The following is a 17,342-nucleotide window of genomic DNA, read 5'->3' on the forward strand; positions in this document are numbered from 1 at the left end:
TTCTTTTTTTAGAAACTAAAATTAACACCCAAAGTATATGTTTTTAGGGGAGTATATTGTGCTCCTCTAAAATTGTTATACCCTGTAGCTTCAGGGTCAAGGCCCAAGTCCCAGATATCTGAGAAGAAAGTGGCTAGGTTAAACCCTCTGGCAAACAGGCGAACATCAGCAAATTTGATAACATCGCTTTTTAAAGTGTACGAAAGCTCCACTTCTTTAAGGCGCACAAAAGAGGCGTCAAAATAGTAAATGTCAGCAAAACCATCAGTTCCGTCTATTTGCCCTCCACTTATAGCATCTCCTTGCGCAAACGCTCTTGGGTAGATAGAGTTTGTATTGTTTGGCGTCCATCTTTCATTGAATACAAATTCTGGTTTTGCACCTGATTGATCAAAGAATACCAACGTTTCTGCTTCAGCTTGTCCTTGGAACAAGAAATTAAAACCAAAAGATTTGTAATTGAAGCCCCCATATATACCGTATTGTACTTGTGGGATGTTTGAAGTTGATGTTCTAATAAAATCATTTCCATCAACAACACCATCATCATTTACGTCTACGTAAATTGGTTCTCCCGGTACAGTACCTTCTCTTTTAATAGCAGTAGCATCAACTTGGGCTTGGTCTTTAAAGATTCCATTGGTCGGGAAAACATTATTATAGGAGTCTATTGGTTTACCAGCTTGCTTTTGGGAATCTAGGATATTTTCACCCTCAGGTAATGAAACTACTTCGTTACGAGCATTTGTGAAATTGACTCCTAAATTATAAGAGAAGTTATCGTTTACTTGGTCATTCCAAGCCAATTCAAATTCGTAACCCCAGCTTCTGGTCTCACCTATGTTTTCAGCCGGAATTTGACTATTCTGTAATCCTATGAACCCAGGAATAGCCCCTGATCTATTTACTAAAATATCTGATCTATCTTGTTCGTAGTAGTTGAGGTCACCTGATAATTTATTATCGAACAATGAAAAGTTTAAACCAATGTTCCATAGCTGCGCAGTCTCCCAAGTAACATCGGGGTTTGCTAGCCTAGCAAGATTATAGGTGTTAGAAAAATTTTCACCGCCTTCTCCCAATACATAATAATTCGGAAATCTTGTGCCTAATGGATTATTTGTATTATTTGTACTTGTTCCAAGATCAAACAAGGAAAGAAATTGGTTGGCACCAATACGATCGTTACCCATTTTTGACAAAGAAGCCCTAAGTTTTAAACCATCGATCCAAGCTACATTATCTAAAAAACTCTCTTTATCTATTGCCCATGAGGCCGCAGCACTTGGAAATGTTCCATAACGATTGCCTTCACCAAATCTACTGGATCCATCATATCGCATTGTAAAGTCAATGAAATATTTTTTCTTAAAATCATACGATAACGATCCAAAGAAATCCTGTCTTTTAAACTCAGAACTAGTTCCGCCCGAAGACTGTCTATCATCATTATTACCTTGAAACAATTCTCCTCTTCTGGCATCGGGAAATCCACCAACTTTAGTTGCAAAGAAATCATTTGAAGCATTATTTAGCCTTTCCATTCCCACAAAGGTACTTACGGAGTGGTCGCCAAAAGTGTTATCGTAATGTAAACGTGCATTATAGATTTGTTCATCAAATTTATCAAATCTCTCGGTCAAGATACGTTCTGTTCCTTGCTGATTAGATCCAATTCTTGGCTCAAAAGTTCCATCATCAGATTGTGCATAAAATGTCCAAGGAGAATACCAAGTCTTTCTATTGTTCTCTATTTTTCTAAATCCTGTAAACCCTTTTATACTTAAACCTTTTATCACCTTTCCCAGGTTCCAATCTACTGTGAAACGACCTGTTATGGTATTTGTAAAGATATTATCAAACCCAGAGGCATTGCTAGAGGTTAAAATAGGATTGCCTTCATCACCCCCTCGTGCAGGAAGACCATTGGGATATCTTGCAATTTCATTTGGCGGCAAGGCAAAAATTAATTTATAAATACCATTGGCGCTAACACCTGGAGCAGTCCTTTTACCAAAACGTGTAGCTAAATCCACTCCTAATTTAAAGCTATCTGTTAGATCTACATCAATATTAGAACGAAGTTGGTATTGCTTAAAACCTAAAGCACCTGATTTATATAAACCTTTTTGGTCTATAAAATCACCACTTACGAAGTACTTTGCTTTTTCGGCGCCTCCAGAAACAGAAAGAGATGTTCTAGATTCAGGAGAAGTCTTTGCCAATACCTCATCGGCCCAATCAGTATTTGGAAAACCAGCAATATCCTGAGATGTAAATACAGGATCAGCATCAGCACCATTAACTCTTGCATTTATTTCATTCTCGTAGGTTGCAAACTGGTTTACATTCATCAATTCTGGCCGTTTGGTAAAAGATGAAACGTTGTAAGCATGAGAGAAATTGATTTTCGGTTTGCCGGATTTACCTCTTTTTGTAGTTACCAAAATTACCCCGTTGGCTGCTCTAGAACCATAAATTGCAGCAGCACCGTCTTTAAGTACGGTAAGTGATGCAATATCTTGTGGTGCCAATTGAGAGAATGAACCTGAGGGAACACCGTCTATAAGAATTAAAGGACTGTTGTTTCCAAGGGTAGATTTACCTCTAATCAAAATTGTTGTGGCATCATCATCTGTATTACCACCCCCGCCATTACCTGCACCTGGTACACCACCACGGTCACTAATGATTAACCCAGAAGCCCTACCAGCTAAAGATTTAGCTACATCTTTACTTGAAGATTGCTCAATTGCTTTGTTATCAATAGTACTTACCGATCCAGTTACTTCTCCTTTTTTCTTGGTTGAATACCCCAATACAACCACCTCTTCAAGTTTGGCCGCATCTTCTTCTAATGTAACGTTAATTTCAGTTTGGCTACCTACTTGCATTTCTTTTGAAGAATACCCTATATATGAGTATACAAGGGTAGCTTCCTCATCTACTTCAATACTATAATTACCGTCAAAATCTGTAGAAGTACCTTTAGTACTTCCTTTAATTAGGATAGTTACACCAGCCAATGGCCCCATTGCATCAGAAACAGTACCGGTTACGGTACGTTGAACGGGATTGGTGGTGAGGTCGTTTTCTAAGGTCGATTCCGCAAATGTTGAAGATGCGTGTGATTCAATCGGAATCGTTACAGCTAAGATTATCACGAACTTAAGAACGAATAATCTTTTGATGGAGCTGCCTGGGCAACCCGCATCAGTGAACCATTTAATTTTCATAAATTTGAATTAGTTAGAGTTAAACATGCCCCAGGGTCAATGGGGTATTACTTTACTTCATGCCTAGCATGAAATTCCGAAGGAGGGTGTTGGTGCACTCTTCTTTTTTTTTGGTCAGTTATATCGCGTTATTTTAAGTTTTCTGTTAGGGTCATATTAGTATGGTTGGTATATGAAAATGATAATATTCATTTAGTTTTTACAAAAGAACCATAAAAAGGAGGGGGGATATTTGCGAAATTTAACTGGCTATTGCACTATTTTACCATTTTTAAGGTTTTGTTGCCAAAAATGCGCAAAAATTGAGTTTGTAATGAAGAAAGTCCCAATTGTGGGAAGAAACTCAACAGAATGATTATCAGTTGAATCTTGAAAAGAAGTACTGATGATTTTATAAAATATAAAGAGTCACTTAAAGCAAGGCTCTGTTATGCAGGGGGATACCACACAATATTTATTCCAATGTAGATATGCTATATTACTGGAACCTGCGAGTAATACTCAATAGGTCTTAATGGGATAGAAAAATAAAGTTGCTAGGGCAGGTCTAAAATGAAGAGGTTTTATTTTAGACTTAAAAACACAGATTCTAATTGTTCTGTCTTAATGGGTTTTACAAAATAGTCCAGTATAGAGTTTATGCGTTGAGCTCTATCAATGTCTACGGGGTCTAGGGAGGAAGATATCATGTATATGTTGATTTTCTTCTTTAACTGATTTTCAATTTTTGAATATTCTTTTAAAAACTGAAAACCGTCCATAACCGGCATATCTATATCCAAAAATATAACATCGGGCAGCTCCGAGTTTGTATCAAGGTTTTCCTGTATAAACGACAAAGCCATCTCCCCATCTTCAAAAGCCAGTGTGCTTACGGACAAGTGCATGGTTTCCATTTTTTTAACCACTGTATAGCGGTAAATGTAATCGTCATCTATAATACAGATTTTAGGTGCATTTTTCATTCTGTCAATTAAAATTTATAGTAAAAGTAGTACCCTGATCTACTTTGCTGGTTGCATAAATAGTACCGCCCATAGCCTCTATTTGAGATTTGGTTAAAAATAAACCAACACCTTTAGCGTCCGGATGCCTATGGAAAACTTTATTTAGGCCAAATAATTTATGTCCGTGCTGTTCCAAGTCTATACCTAGGCCATTATCTTTAAATTTCAGCATTATTTTACCATCTAGGTACATTGATTCTATTTCTATTTCTGGTTTTCGTTTTTCAGACCTATACTTTATAGCATTGCTTATCAGGTTTAAAAAAATACTTTCTAAATAGATTCTGTGATATTCAATTTTAGGACATTTTGTGAAATTGGATGTAATGGTAATACCCGATTTTAGAATTTGACCGGCCAAAACATCTTTAGTTATATTCAGCATGTCTTCAAATAAAATATCTTGAATATCTTCACTAGAAGGTTCGCTTTTTGTTTTTAACGCTTCAACTAGTGTATTTAGTGTTAAAGTGAGGTGATTTATTACTGTTTCAAATTTTTCAAATAAACTTGAACGTAGGGTTTCACTATCCGTGGTTTTATAGATATCTAAAAGTGAATTAAGGTTACTTACTGGCGAGCGTAAGTTGTGTGAAGTAATATGGGTGAAATCTGCAAGTTGTTTGTTTTGCTCCGTTAATTTTTTTGCAAACCCCTCAAGGTTCTCTTTTGCTTTAATGAGCTTCCTTTCCGCTGCTTTTTGCTTGGTAATGTCCCGTATGGCCAAAGACACTAAAATTCCATCCTCCCACTGTAATGGAGCCATATTTATCTGAATAGGTATTTTTTTACCCGTTTTGTGTATCGCAAAAAGCTCTTCTATGATACCAACTTGTCTTGTGTTATTATTTACCGAAAATTTAGCTGCTTTAACAGATGCAAGAATACACGGTATTAAAGGTTCTACGGAAGCGTTTACCAATTCTTTAGATGAATATTGAAACAAACTTTCAGTTTGTTTATTGACGAGTTGAATGGAGCCCTCCTCATCTATTATTATCATGGCATCCGGTGCGGACTCTAACAGGCCTTTAAATTTCTTTTCGGCCATTTTAAGTTCGGTTACATCTTGAGTTGTACCAATAACCTCTAAAATTTCATCTTTTTCATTAGTTATAACCTTACCCATTACATGAATGGTTTTAATTTTTCCAGAAGGGGTAATAATTCTATGTGAGAAACTCTTGAACAATTTTGTTTTCAATGTTTCTTCCATATGATCGAAAATCATTTGTCTATCATCAGGATGTATGAGACTTTCAAATTCTTTTTGATCAAAATCTGAGATATCTTTATCGCTTTCAAAAATTCTATGTAAACTTTTGGACCAATACGCCTTGTTCGTAATAAAATTACGCCGCCAATGTCCCATTAAGGTCATTTGTTCGGCAAAATTGAGCAACTGATTTTTGGCGAGAAGTTCGTTTTGATATTTCTTTAAATCGGATATGTCTGTTGAAACTACAATAAAGCCAGTATTTTTTCCCTTATCATTTTTAACTGAGGATACTGTGCATTGAACGGGTACTACATGGCCATCTTTACGGATATACCTCCACTCCCTAGTATCGTTTACGTTTTCATACTCTAAATCTTTATAATGGCTGAATTCATCAGGGTTCTTTTTGTAAATAACGGCAAGATCTTTTCTAAATTGATTTACCTCTTCTGGAAACAGAAAATGAGTTGGCTCTCTTTTGCCTTTCATTTCTTCTTCCCTATAGCCTAGAAGTTTTTCGGCTCCTTTATTAAAATGATTTATAATACCGTTACTGTCTGTTGAAAATATAGAAATAGATTCCGAGTTGTAAATAGCTCTCAATTGTGCATGGGCAATGTTCAGCTGTAGTTTAGAGAATTTTACGTCACTTATATCCTGAACTAGGCCAATGACATTAATGATTTTTCCATTTATGATTTCGGGTTTACCTATGACCCGTACCCAACGGAGGTTGTTTTTAGCAGTAATTAATTCAAAATCAAAGTCAAATGGTACACCGTTTTCAATAACATCGTTAACTTTGGCCCTTAGGATAGGACGGCTTTTTTTCTCTTCAAAAAAGCTGATAGCCTCTTCTAAAACAGGTTGGTACCCCGGTAAAACTTCATGTATTTCTCTGGTTATTCTACTCCAGAAAACTTTTTTTGTAGCTATACTAATTTCCCAAGTCCCTATTTTTGCAACCTCTTTTGTTTGCGTAAAAATATCTAGTGTCCTAGCTACTTTTAATTCACTCTCTTTATTGGGAGTAATATCAATAGTATGAATAAAGAGACCTCCTACTTGGTTTTTTGATTCATACCAAGGGTGTATATCCCAATACAGCCATTGTACGGTACCATCTTTTCGTGTAAATGGTGTTTCATCGTATATGTTAATGGCATTTTTTAGACACTGTTGGTACAAGTCTTTAGAATCCTCGCTCAAATGTGGGAAAATATCAAAGTAACACCTACCTATAATTTCAATTCCCTCTAGTTTATATTCTTTGATCCAGCAATTGGAGACGGCAAGGAAACGCATATTCTTGTCCAACATCGCAATAGCAGTGGGTGCTTGTTCAACAAAAATTTCGTGGTAGGGTATATTTTTTTTTGATTTTTTGGTTGCTTGTTTCAAACTTGGTCAGTTTATAGGAATATACTTTCAAGATAAGAATTATTTACTGATGTTTTGAAGGGTTTTATATTTTTTTAACTAAACGGATGTAGGAGCTGAAATAAATGTCCTGTAAGGAGGTATTGGTACTGTAATGTGAAGTAAAGTGAGTGCTATTTTAAACTTATTTCATTTTATAGCTTTCTTTATAGGCAGTGGGCGTACAGTTGGTTGCAGCTTTAAATTGTCTGTTAAAGTTAGACAATGTTCTAAACCCGCTTTGGTAACATGCTTGTGAGGCGTTCATTTTCTTATCAATAAGTAGCTTGCATGCGTGTCCGATACGAATTTCGCTTACAAATTCCGAAAATGTTTTATTGGCATGGGTCTTAAAATACCTGCTAAAAGATGATGTGGTCATATTGGTTAGTCCGGCCATCTCCGTTATTGGAATTTTACGGGTAAAATGTTTCATTACATGGGCATAAACCATGTTCATACGCTCTGTATCACCTTCTCTTAGAGTATTGGTATATCCAGAACTTGCCAAAACTTTTAAATCTTCGGTCTTGGAAAGAAGGTTTAAAATTTGGAGTAATCCTAAAACGGCATCAAAACCTTGTAAATTGGGTAGTTCCTTTAGTTTCTTTCCAACTATAGTCGCAGTTTTTCCAATCACATCAAAACCACGTAAACTCTTTTTAAAGAGATGTCTTAGTCTAATGTACTCTTCTTTTTGCAACAAGGATTCGCCTATAAAATCGTAATCAAAATAAACCACAATACCTTCGGCTCTTTTTCCGGAGTCTTCCGTATCACTTTTCCACAGGTGGGGAAGGTTTGGTCCTGTAAATGTTATATCACCCACATAGAATTGTTTTACATGATCCCCAATAAAGCGGGTACCTTGCCCTTTTAAGACCATAAATAATTGGTATTCTGGATGAAAATGCCAATTAGGGTCAAAAATAGGTTGGTTAAGTTGTTGTACCACAAAAGCATGTGTTTTAGGTATTGGAGATTTTTTTAGGGCAGTTTTCATAAAACGTATTTATGATGTTATAGATACTAATTTATCACTAAAATGTGATATATATACATATGATGACATAATACAGTCGGCATCTGACAATAGACAGTCTACCATACCTTCATTTATTTCATAAAATTGGGGTGTACTTATATCCAACATTATGAAAACTGAGATAAAATTGTTTTTTAGCTTTCTGGCATTGAGTCTTTTAATGATTTCTTGCCAGATTAAAAGTGAAGAAAAAAATCTATTGGATGATAAGCCTAGACGATTGGAATTACTGTTTTTGGGCCATGATAAGGATAATCATAATTCCAGGGCCTATATGCCTATTTTAGCTTCGGCATTGGCCAAAGATGCAATCAACATTACGTATACGGAAGATGTAGGCGATATTAATACTCAAAACTTGAGTCTTTATGATGGTCTAATTATCTATGCCAATCATGAACAGATTACTGCCGATCAAGAAGAGGCCTTGTTAGATTTTGTGGAACAAGGCAAAGGATTTATACCTATTCATTCGGCAAGTTTTTGTTTTAAAAATTCAGAGGAATATATAGATTTGGTAGGTGCGCAGTTCGCTACACACGAGACGGGAACATTTACGGCAACCGTTATAGATTCTACTCATCCAGCTATTAAAAATACTGAGGAATTTGAAACTTGGGATGAAACTTATGTTCATGATAAAATAGCCAAAGACATTACCGTTTTAATGGAGCGTGTAGAAGGCAACCAACGTGAACCGTATACCTGGGTAAAGGAGTATGGAGAAGGAAAGATTTTTTATACGGCCCTTGGCCATGATGAACGCACTTGGGAGAATCCTAAATTCCATAAGCTTTTAAAGGAAGGAATTCTTTGGGCGGTAAGTAATCGGGCCAAACAGAATTGGGCCGCATTTGTAAAAGAAATACCGGAATTGAAATATGAGGAAAGAGATAATATTCCCAATTATGAGAAACGAGACCCTCCACTAAAATACCAACTGCCGCTCGCGCCTGAAGAATCTGCAAAACTTATTCAAGTTCCGCCAGGTTTTGAACTTCAGTTGTTTGCTTCTGAGCCTGATATTGTAAATCCCATAGCGGCAAATTGGGACGAGAAAGGAAGGCTTTGGGTTATCGAAACTGTAGATTACCCAAACACTGTTCGTGATGATAAAGGAGAAGGAGATGATCGAATAAAAATTCTGGAAGATACCAATGGTGATGGTCGTGCGGATAAGGTTATCGTTTTTGCGGATAAGCTGAATATACCCACTAGTTTTACTTTTTATAATGGCGGAATAATAGTTTCCCAAGCGCCCCATTTTTTGTTTTTAAAAGATGCTGATGGCGATGATAAAGCTGATATAAGGGAAATTATAATTGATGGATGGGGCACTTTTGATACGCATGCAGGCCCTTCTAACCTTCAAAACGGAATTGATAATAAGATATATGGAGTGGTAGGTTATTCAGGGTTTAAGGGTTCAATATATGGTGAGGAACATCAGTTTTCTCAGGGAATGTATCGCTTTGCACCTAAAAAGAAAACATTTGAGTTTTTAACAAGGACCAGTAATAATACCTGGGGGTTGGGTATTACCGAGGACAACGCTCTTTTTGCTTCTACAGCAAACAATACGCATAGTGTGTATTTAGGTATTCCGGATAAAAACTTAAAAGGCGTAGAAGGTATTCCGCTAAATGGAAGCGTTAAAATAGATGGTCATTATGATATACGGCCCATAACTAAAAACATTAGACAGGTAGATGTCTTTGGAGGGTTCACCGCTGCTGCAGGACATCACTTTTATACAGCACGGGATTTTCCAAAATCGTTTTTTAATAAGATTGCGTTTGTCTGCGAACCTACCGGTGGTCTGGTCCACATGGCCAGAATACATGAAAAAGGGGCCGGCTATGAAGAAACCGATGGTGGAAACCTTTTGGCCAGTTCAGATGAATGGGTATCTCCTGTAGAAGCAAAGGTTGGTCCGGACGGAGCCGTATGGGTTTTGGACTGGTACAATTTTATTATTCAGCATAACCCAACACCTAATGAAGAAAGAGGCGGTTACGATGCGGTAAACGGAAAAGGAAATGCGTATGAAAATCCACTTAGGGATAAGTCCAGAGGCCGTATTTATAGAGTCGTTTCAAAAAATAGCAAGAGCAAACAAAAAATGACTTTGGATAAGGACAAACCGGAAGAACTGGTAAGGGCTCTTTCTCATAGCAATATGTTCTGGCGAATGACCGCACAACGCTTATTGGTAGAACGTGCAGACCGTGATGTGGTAAAATCCCTTGTTAATCTGGTTTCCAAAACAGAAGTAGATGAGCTAGGAATGAATCCAGCGGCTTTGCATGCCCTTTGGACTTTGGAAGGGTTAGGTACTTTGGAATCCAACCCTGAAACATATAATGTAATTATGGATGCTCTTGGGCACCCCGCTCCATCGGTACGAAGGGCGGCTATACAAATAGCGCCTAAATCTGTCCGTACAGATAAGGCTATTTTGAAAGAAGACCTTTTGAATGATGAAAATCCCAAAGTTCGTTTGGCGGCATTGCTCTATTTTTCCGAAAGACCAAGCTCCAAGGAAATTGGCAGTATGTTGTATGGAATGAGTAGTGCCCAAGAAATCGTAGACGATATTTGGCTTTCAAAAGCACTCTACGCTGCTGCCAGTGTGCACCCTAAAGGGTTTATGCAACATATAGAAATGGTTAAACCGGTGGTGGATGCTAATATTGAACAACTAGACCGATTTGATGTAAACTATGATGATTCTAATTGGGAAACTATGGAGCTTCCGCAATTTATAGAAGACGCTGGACTTGAAATAGATGGTATCGTATGGTTCAGTAAACAATTTAGTATTTCCAAGGATGTATCAAACCTTTCGGGAACCATTTCTCTAGGCCCAATAGACGATTCTGATGTGGTATATATAAACGGACTTAAAGTTGGGGCTACCGAACAGAGCTATGATAAGGACCGTGTATATAAAGTACCCAAAGGCATCTTAAAAAAAGGTGTGAACCGCGTATCCATTCGTGTAGAAGATACCGGAGGTGGCGGTGGAATTTATGGCGATGAAAATAAAATGTTTTTGCAATACGGAAACAACAAAATATCGCTCTCCGGAGAATGGAGGTACGAAGTTGAAAAAAATCTGCTTAAGAGTACAGATGAGGTGTTCACGAATTCCAGTATAGCCCAAGTTTTTGCCGAAGCCTATCGTGATAAGATTGATGATGTAGAAAATAATTCTTCAGAAAACGGGAAGCGATTGGTGGTACGGATGCGCACGGTCAAGAATGAAATGAAATATGACCTGTCGGAATTTATAGTGCCGGCCGGAGAATCCGTAGAACTAGTATTGGAAAACATAGATTTTATGCAGCATAACTTGGTAATCGTAAAACAGGGGGCGATGGAGAAAGTAGGATTGGCTTCGGACAAACTTGCTGCAGACCCTAACGGAGCCAAACAGAATTATGTGCCTAAAATGGACGAAGTGCTTTTTGCGACTGCGCTAGTTGACCCAGAACAGACGGTCACCTTAAAATTTATCGCTCCAAACGAACCTGGTGAATATCCCTTTATATGCACATTTCCGGGGCATTGGCGCATTATGAAAGGCATTATGAAGGTAGTCCCTAACTTATAATTTCTTAAAAATAAATACGTGAACAATAGCATAGAATTTGGGGTAAGTACTTGGTTGTGGCAATCGCCTTTTACTTCGGAATCAATAACCCTCTTTCCTAAAATAAAAGAAATGGGTTTTGATGTAGTGGAGATACCTGTTGAGATTCCTTCTAAAATAGATGGAAAACTGGTGAAAAAAGCGTTGGATGATAACGGACTTAAGGCAACGGTCTGCGGTGCATTTGGACCTACAAAAGATTTAACATCAGATGATGTTGCTTTACATGAGAATTGTTTCACGTACGTAACTGATTGCTTTGAGCTTTGTAACTTATTGGAAACGGAGTTTTTGGCAGGGCCAATGTATTCGGCGGTGGGTAAGGCACGTATGGTCTCCCAAGAACAACGTAAAATAGAGTGGGATAGGGCAGTAAACAATTTGCAACGTGTCTGTGAAATGGCTAAAGCAAATGGGTTGTCCGTAGCCTTAGAACCTTTAAATAGGTTTGAATCCGATTTGATAAATACGTCAAAGGATGTAATGCGATTAATAAATGATATTAATCGGCCAAATGCTAAGGTTTTGTTAGACGGATTTCATATGACCATAGAAGAACAGAATATTAGAGAAGCCATACAATTAGTTGGTGATAAATTAATACATGTTCAGGTATCGGAAAATCACCGGGGTATTCCAGGAACGGGACTCACTCCATGGTCGGATTTTAGGAAAGGATTGGAAGATATTGATTACAAAGGGTCTATGGTCATAGAAAGTTTTACGCCAGAAATAGAGGAACTTGCCGGAGCGGTCTGTATATGGAAAACTCTTGCTGATAATCAGGACCAATTTGCCTCTGAGGGCATTCAATTTTTAAAGAAAACATTTGCATAAAATAACATTAGTATGAGTACACAAAAAATAAACATAGCCCTTATCGGACTTGGTTTTGGGGCCGAATTCATTCCTATCTATCAAAAACACCCCAATGCCAATCTTGTTGCTTTATGCCAACGAAATGAAGCAAAACTTAATCAGTTGGCAGATACATTTCACATCGAAAAAAGGTATACTTCTTATGAAGAACTTTTGAGCGATTCGGAGATTGATGCGGTTCATATCAACACACCCATTCCTGACCATGGCAGGCAATCTATCTTGGCCCTAAAAGCAGGGAAACATGTAGCCTGTACCGTACCCATGGCCACTACAATTGAGGAATGCGAGGAAATTGTTCGCCTGACAGAAGAAAGTGGTCTTACCTATATGATGATGGAAACCGTAGTGTACGCCCGAGAGTTCTTGTATATGAAAGAGCTTTATGAAAATGGCGATTTAGGTAAGGTACAGTTCTTAAAAGCAAGTCATCAGCAAGATATGGACGGTTGGCCCAATTATTGGCCCGGTTTACCTCCAATGCACTATGCAACACATTGCGTGGGTCCTGTTTTGGCACTCACAAGGGGTGAGGCCGAATATGTATCGTGTTTTGGCTCCGGTACAATCAGAGAAGAATTAATACCACATTACAACTCGCCGTTTGCGGTAGAAACAACCCATATCAAATTCAGAAATTCAGATTTGAGCGCTCAGGTGTACCGTTCCCTTTTTGATGTGGCCAGACAATACAGAGAGAGTTTTGAAGTGTACGGCTCAAAAAAATCCGTAGAGTGGCCGCTTATCGAAGGAAAACCTTTGGTGGTTCATACCGCTAAAAAACCGGAGCCCGAAATTCCCGAAGAAATTCAAAGTCCGGATTTTGCAAAGTTGTTACCAAAGGAAATTCAGCATTTTACCACACAAGGTGTTTATGACTCGGAAGAACATCAGCATCTTAGCTTTACCCAGGGTGCGGGCCATGGAGGTTCACATCCGCATTTGGTACATGAGTTCATAAATGCGTTGACCGAATGGAAGTCGCCTTACCCCAATGCAAGACAATCGGCCAATATTACTTGTGTAGGCATACTGGCCCATGAGTCCGCCTTAAAAGGAGGCGAGCTTATGAAACTGCCTAATTTTACATTTGAAGAGTAAACACCAACAACCAATTTGTTTTTTAGTTGAGACCGCCCCCATCTGTACGGTCTCAACTTTTTTGTTTGTCTGAGATTCTAAGTTTAAGACCATGTGTTTAAATAAGATTATTAGATTTATGTAAATTGGTGTTTATGTATTTCGGATAAGAATTTTAAAAAAATGGACAGAAGTGTCTTATAAATATGATCTTTGTAAATAGATTATTTTGCGATTATGGCTACTACGGTTAAAGACAAGTTAAAAGAACGGATAAAAGAACTGACATGCCTCTATGAGGTAACTTCTATCATTGGTAATACGGACTTTGACCAACTGGAAACTTCGCTGGAGGCTATTGTTTATTGCTTGAAAAATGCATGGCAGTTTGATGAGGTAAGCGAAGTTCATTTAAGTCTGGGGGATTACCTTATTGAAACGGAGGGTTATAGGGATACTATGACCTTGATGCATTCTGATATAAAAGTTTTTAATAAGGTTAGCGGATATATAAATGTAGGATATCCGGAGGACCGGTATTTTTATGCGGATTTTTTAGAGGAAGAAAAAGACCTGCTCAATAACGTGGCCATTGCCATAGGAAACTTGTTGGAAAGAAAGCAAATACGAGATAGTGAGGCCGAAGTAAAACGCCAAATGGAACGAACCGACAGACTTCATATTCTAGGCGAGATAACTGCGGGAATTGCCCATGAACTTAATACTCCTTTGGCCAATATTTTGGGCTTTACAGAGCTTCTGAAGGATAGGGTAAAGGATGCAGGTGCGTTACGTGATCTGGATAAAATTGTAGAGAACACTATATTTAGTAGGGAAATAGTAAAAAAATTAATGTTTTTTGCTTGCGAGATGCCAAGGGAAATGCAACCATTAGAGCTAAACCCCATTATAGAGAGCACCCTAAAATTGTTGACACCCTCCTTGCGTTCAAAGAATATTAAACTAGTAAAAAAGTTTGGGTCGGATGATATTCGTTTGCGTGCAGATAAGATTCAAATAACCCAAGTTTTGTTCAATTTGGTGATGAATGCTATATATTACTCTCCCGTAAAAGGTACGGTAGAGGTTTCCATTGTTGAAAAAGGAAAGAAAATACGAATTTCCATTTCAGATGAGGGAGAAGGTATAGACCCAAAAATCGATGATAAAATTTTCGAACCTTTTTTCACTACCAAGCCATTGGGTGAAGGTTCTGGGCTTGGCCTCAGTGTAGTTCACGGAATTATTAGCAGTCATAAAGGTACTATTGAACATAAGCCCAACACCCCAAAAGGAACAATTTTTATTCTGGATTTCCCTAAATTGTAATAATGCTTAGAAAAGAGAACATTTTATTGGTAGACGATGACATCAATATCTTAGAGCTGCTGCAGCGTCATCTTCAGTCTATGGATTATCATACCTATAAGGCGGTTTCGGTAAAGGAGGCGCTCTATGTTCTTAAGGATACATTTATTGATCTGTTAATAACGGATATTCAAATGCCTGAGGTAGATGGGTTACAATTATTGAAATTTACGGATGAGCACTATCCAGAAATCCCAAAGCTGGTTATTACGGGTTACCCTTCCGTAGATGGGGCTTTAGAGGTCATTAAATCCGGAGCTACGGATTATTTGACCAAACCCTTTACCAAGGAAGAACTTAGACAGGCGGTAGACAAGGCTTTTGAACATGGTAAAAGTCGCAAACCGGTGAAACCTAAAACATCCCTTGCCAATAAAAATATACATAATGAAATGATAGGCGAATCAGAGGCCTTTCATAAAATTACGGATGTCATAGAGAGGGTAAAGGACAATAAGGCCACTGTACTGGTAAAAGGAGAGAGCGGTACGGGCAAAGAGTTGGTGGCGCGGGCCATTCATTATTCCGGAAAATTTAACAAGGCTCCTTTTGTGGCGGTCAATTGTGGAGCTATTCCGGAAAACTTGCTTGAGGCAGAGCTTTTTGGCTATGTTAAAGGTGCTTTTACGGGAGCGAATGATAACCGTACCGGTTTTTTTCAGGCTGCAGAAGGAGGTACTCTTTTCTTGGATGAAATTGGTACTGCGCCACTTACGGTCCAGACCAAACTGTTACGGGCTTTACAGGAACGGGAAATTACAAAAGTGGGTTCTAGAAAAAGTGAGAAAGTAGATATCCGGATAATAGCAGCTACCAATGCCGATCTACAGATAGACATTAAAGAAAATAGATTTAGAGAAGATCTTTATTACAGGCTTACCGTGGTAGAGATAGAAGTGCCACCACTAAGAAATAGAAAAAGTGATATTCCCTTGCTCGTAGATAAATTTTTGTTCAAGTATGGTGTAGAGTACAAAGACCGACTATTGAAAATTTCTCCAGACGTTCTAGAGGTTCTAAAGCGGTATCACTGGCCCGGTAATATTAGGGAGTTGGAAAATATTATCCAGCGTGCGGTAATCATGTGCGATGGAACTATTACTCTTAAAGACCTTCCCGAAGGATTAAAATATCAAATAGATTTCCCGGATGATGAGCTCAAACCCTTGCGCGAAATGGAAAAGGAATACGTACAGCGTGTGCTCCTTCATACTCAAGGAAACAAGACCAAAGCGGCAGAAATTCTTCAAATAGACCGCAAGACCTTACGTGAAAAATTAAAGTAATTAGCTGAGGTAAATCTACCCAATCGGGGAATTATTACCCACTTTCTCAATTCAAAATCAATTCGCGTAAAATTTTAAAACACTGATTTACAGGTGTTTTTGATGTTTTTTGAAATTATTTTCTTCTGATAGGCATGTGTTTTGCATTTAGATGAAACCATCAGTTATAGATGGTATAATTGAAAAGTAAAACAGATGAAATACGGTAGCCTGGTATTGGAAAAGAACGATTGTACGGTATTGAAAAAATACCTCAATTCCAATCTGTACTTGGTTGACTATACGCATCAAGATGCTTTGGAAACTTTGGATATAAATTTAAAAACGGCTTTAGTTTTTGATACTGCAGATATGCCACAGGATGTGGTTAGGCTCAACTCCATGGTTTCCGTGTCAAGCGTATCCAACATAGAATATACTTTTCAATTAGTACCTCATAAGTATGAGGATATCCCAAATCAAAAAATATCGGTCACGAGCACTATGGGTGCTTTGGTCGTTGGACGATCTGTGGGCGATATTATAACCTACGGTCCGCCTGCCGATAGAATTTCTCTAACAATAACTAGGGTAGAAGAGATGCGGGCCAAAAGTGTAGAAGTATAAATAATGTTTAACTTAAATATATATATGATGATGAAGAAATTTGCATTTGCGTTATTGTTTTCGGCAAGTTTGTTACATGCCCAAGATGAGGTTAAAATACAAACTTCGGATGTTCAAATTGGAGATGTCCTTGAAATAGGAACACCAAAAACTAGAGCCTATAAACATATAGATTTCCCAAGGGCCAATTTTATTATAAAAAGAGGAGGCTTGGCCAATTACAAAGCTTTAAAAGGAGATAGGGTAGTAGTTACTTCCGTAGAAAGTAATAAAGACGGTTCTACTAAAATAAAAATTAAGCGTAAGGATGGTGGTCGTTTCTTTGGAAGCCACACCGTTGTTTCGGCAGATATAAGCAATGCACTGGCAACCGGTGAATTGGTCATGAATTAGTTTGATAGTTGGTTATCTATATCTACCCGATTGTCCGCACCTGAGTGTTTTTGTTGAATTTTCAGGAATATCGGGTAGATTTTATACTTAAAATTTTCAATCAAATTATAAGATGAATGGGTATAGCAGAAGTATTTGTAGTACATGTA

General features: G+C 37.9%; 11 protein-coding genes. 7 read left to right on the plus strand and 4 right to left on the minus strand.

The genetic code is table 11. The annotated features are described in order from the left end of the window. Positions 1–8: 8 nt before the first annotated feature. The 4 genes from KO513_RS15185 to KO513_RS15200 form a co-directional block, all read right to left on the minus strand. Positions 9–3,236: a SusC/RagA family TonB-linked outer membrane protein gene (locus KO513_RS15185; RefSeq protein ID WP_215914124.1), complete on the minus strand. Its 3,228-nt coding sequence runs from the start codon at positions 3,234–3,236 to the stop codon at positions 9–11. 563 nt (positions 3,237–3,799) lie between these two features. Continuing rightward, the gene (locus KO513_RS15190; protein WP_215439666.1) at positions 3,800–4,201 is read right to left on the minus strand and encodes a response regulator; all 402 of its coding nucleotides are present in this window, start codon (positions 4,199–4,201) and stop codon (positions 3,800–3,802) included. A 4-nt stretch (positions 4,202–4,205) separates the two neighbouring features. Continuing rightward, on the minus strand, positions 4,206–6,863 hold the full coding sequence (locus KO513_RS15195) for a PAS domain S-box protein (RefSeq protein WP_215914125.1): 2,658 nt from the start codon (positions 6,861–6,863) through the stop codon (positions 4,206–4,208). A gap of 163 nt (positions 6,864–7,026) precedes the next feature. Continuing rightward, positions 7,027–7,884, minus strand: coding sequence for an AraC family transcriptional regulator (locus KO513_RS15200; RefSeq protein ID WP_215914126.1), 858 nt, complete (start codon positions 7,882–7,884; stop codon positions 7,027–7,029). 151 nt (positions 7,885–8,035) lie between these two features. Here KO513_RS15200 and KO513_RS15205 point away from each other — a divergent pair, with 151 nt between their 5' ends. The 7 genes from KO513_RS15205 to KO513_RS15235 all read left to right on the plus strand — a co-directional run bounded on the left by KO513_RS15205 (position 8,036) and on the right by KO513_RS15235 (position 17,193). Next, positions 8,036–11,542, plus strand: coding sequence for a PVC-type heme-binding CxxCH protein (locus KO513_RS15205; protein ID WP_215914127.1), 3,507 nt, complete (start codon positions 8,036–8,038; stop codon positions 11,540–11,542). A gap of 18 nt (positions 11,543–11,560) precedes the next feature. Further along, entirely contained in the window at positions 11,561–12,418 is an 858-nt protein-coding gene (locus KO513_RS15210; protein WP_215914128.1) for a sugar phosphate isomerase/epimerase family protein, read from the plus strand. Positions 12,419–12,430: 12 nt separating this feature from the next. Then, a complete protein-coding gene (locus tag KO513_RS15215; RefSeq protein ID WP_215914129.1) occupies positions 12,431–13,561 on the plus strand; it encodes a Gfo/Idh/MocA family oxidoreductase in 1,131 nt (376 codons plus the stop codon). 216 nt (positions 13,562–13,777) lie between these two features. Then, positions 13,778–14,869, plus strand: coding sequence for a sensor histidine kinase (locus KO513_RS15220; protein WP_215914130.1), 1,092 nt, complete (start codon positions 13,778–13,780; stop codon positions 14,867–14,869). Further along, a complete protein-coding gene (locus KO513_RS15225; protein ID WP_215914390.1) occupies positions 14,869–16,194 on the plus strand; it encodes a sigma-54-dependent transcriptional regulator in 1,326 nt (441 codons plus the stop codon). Before KO513_RS15220 ends, KO513_RS15225 begins: the two co-directional genes overlap by 1 nt. Positions 16,195–16,389: 195 nt before the next feature. Beyond that, positions 16,390–16,800 (plus strand): GreA/GreB family elongation factor, encoded by a 411-nt coding sequence (locus tag KO513_RS15230; RefSeq protein WP_215439679.1) that lies wholly within the window; start codon positions 16,390–16,392, stop codon positions 16,798–16,800. Between the two features lie 24 nt (positions 16,801–16,824). After that, positions 16,825–17,193 (plus strand): hypothetical protein, encoded by a 369-nt coding sequence (locus KO513_RS15235; protein WP_252735868.1) that lies wholly within the window; start codon positions 16,825–16,827, stop codon positions 17,191–17,193. Positions 17,194–17,342: the final 149 nt, after the last annotated feature.

Origin of the sequence: Zobellia sp. B3R18 (genome assembly GCF_018860715.1) — a bacterium.
GTDB classification, from domain to species: domain Bacteria; phylum Bacteroidota; class Bacteroidia; order Flavobacteriales; family Flavobacteriaceae; genus Zobellia; species Zobellia russellii.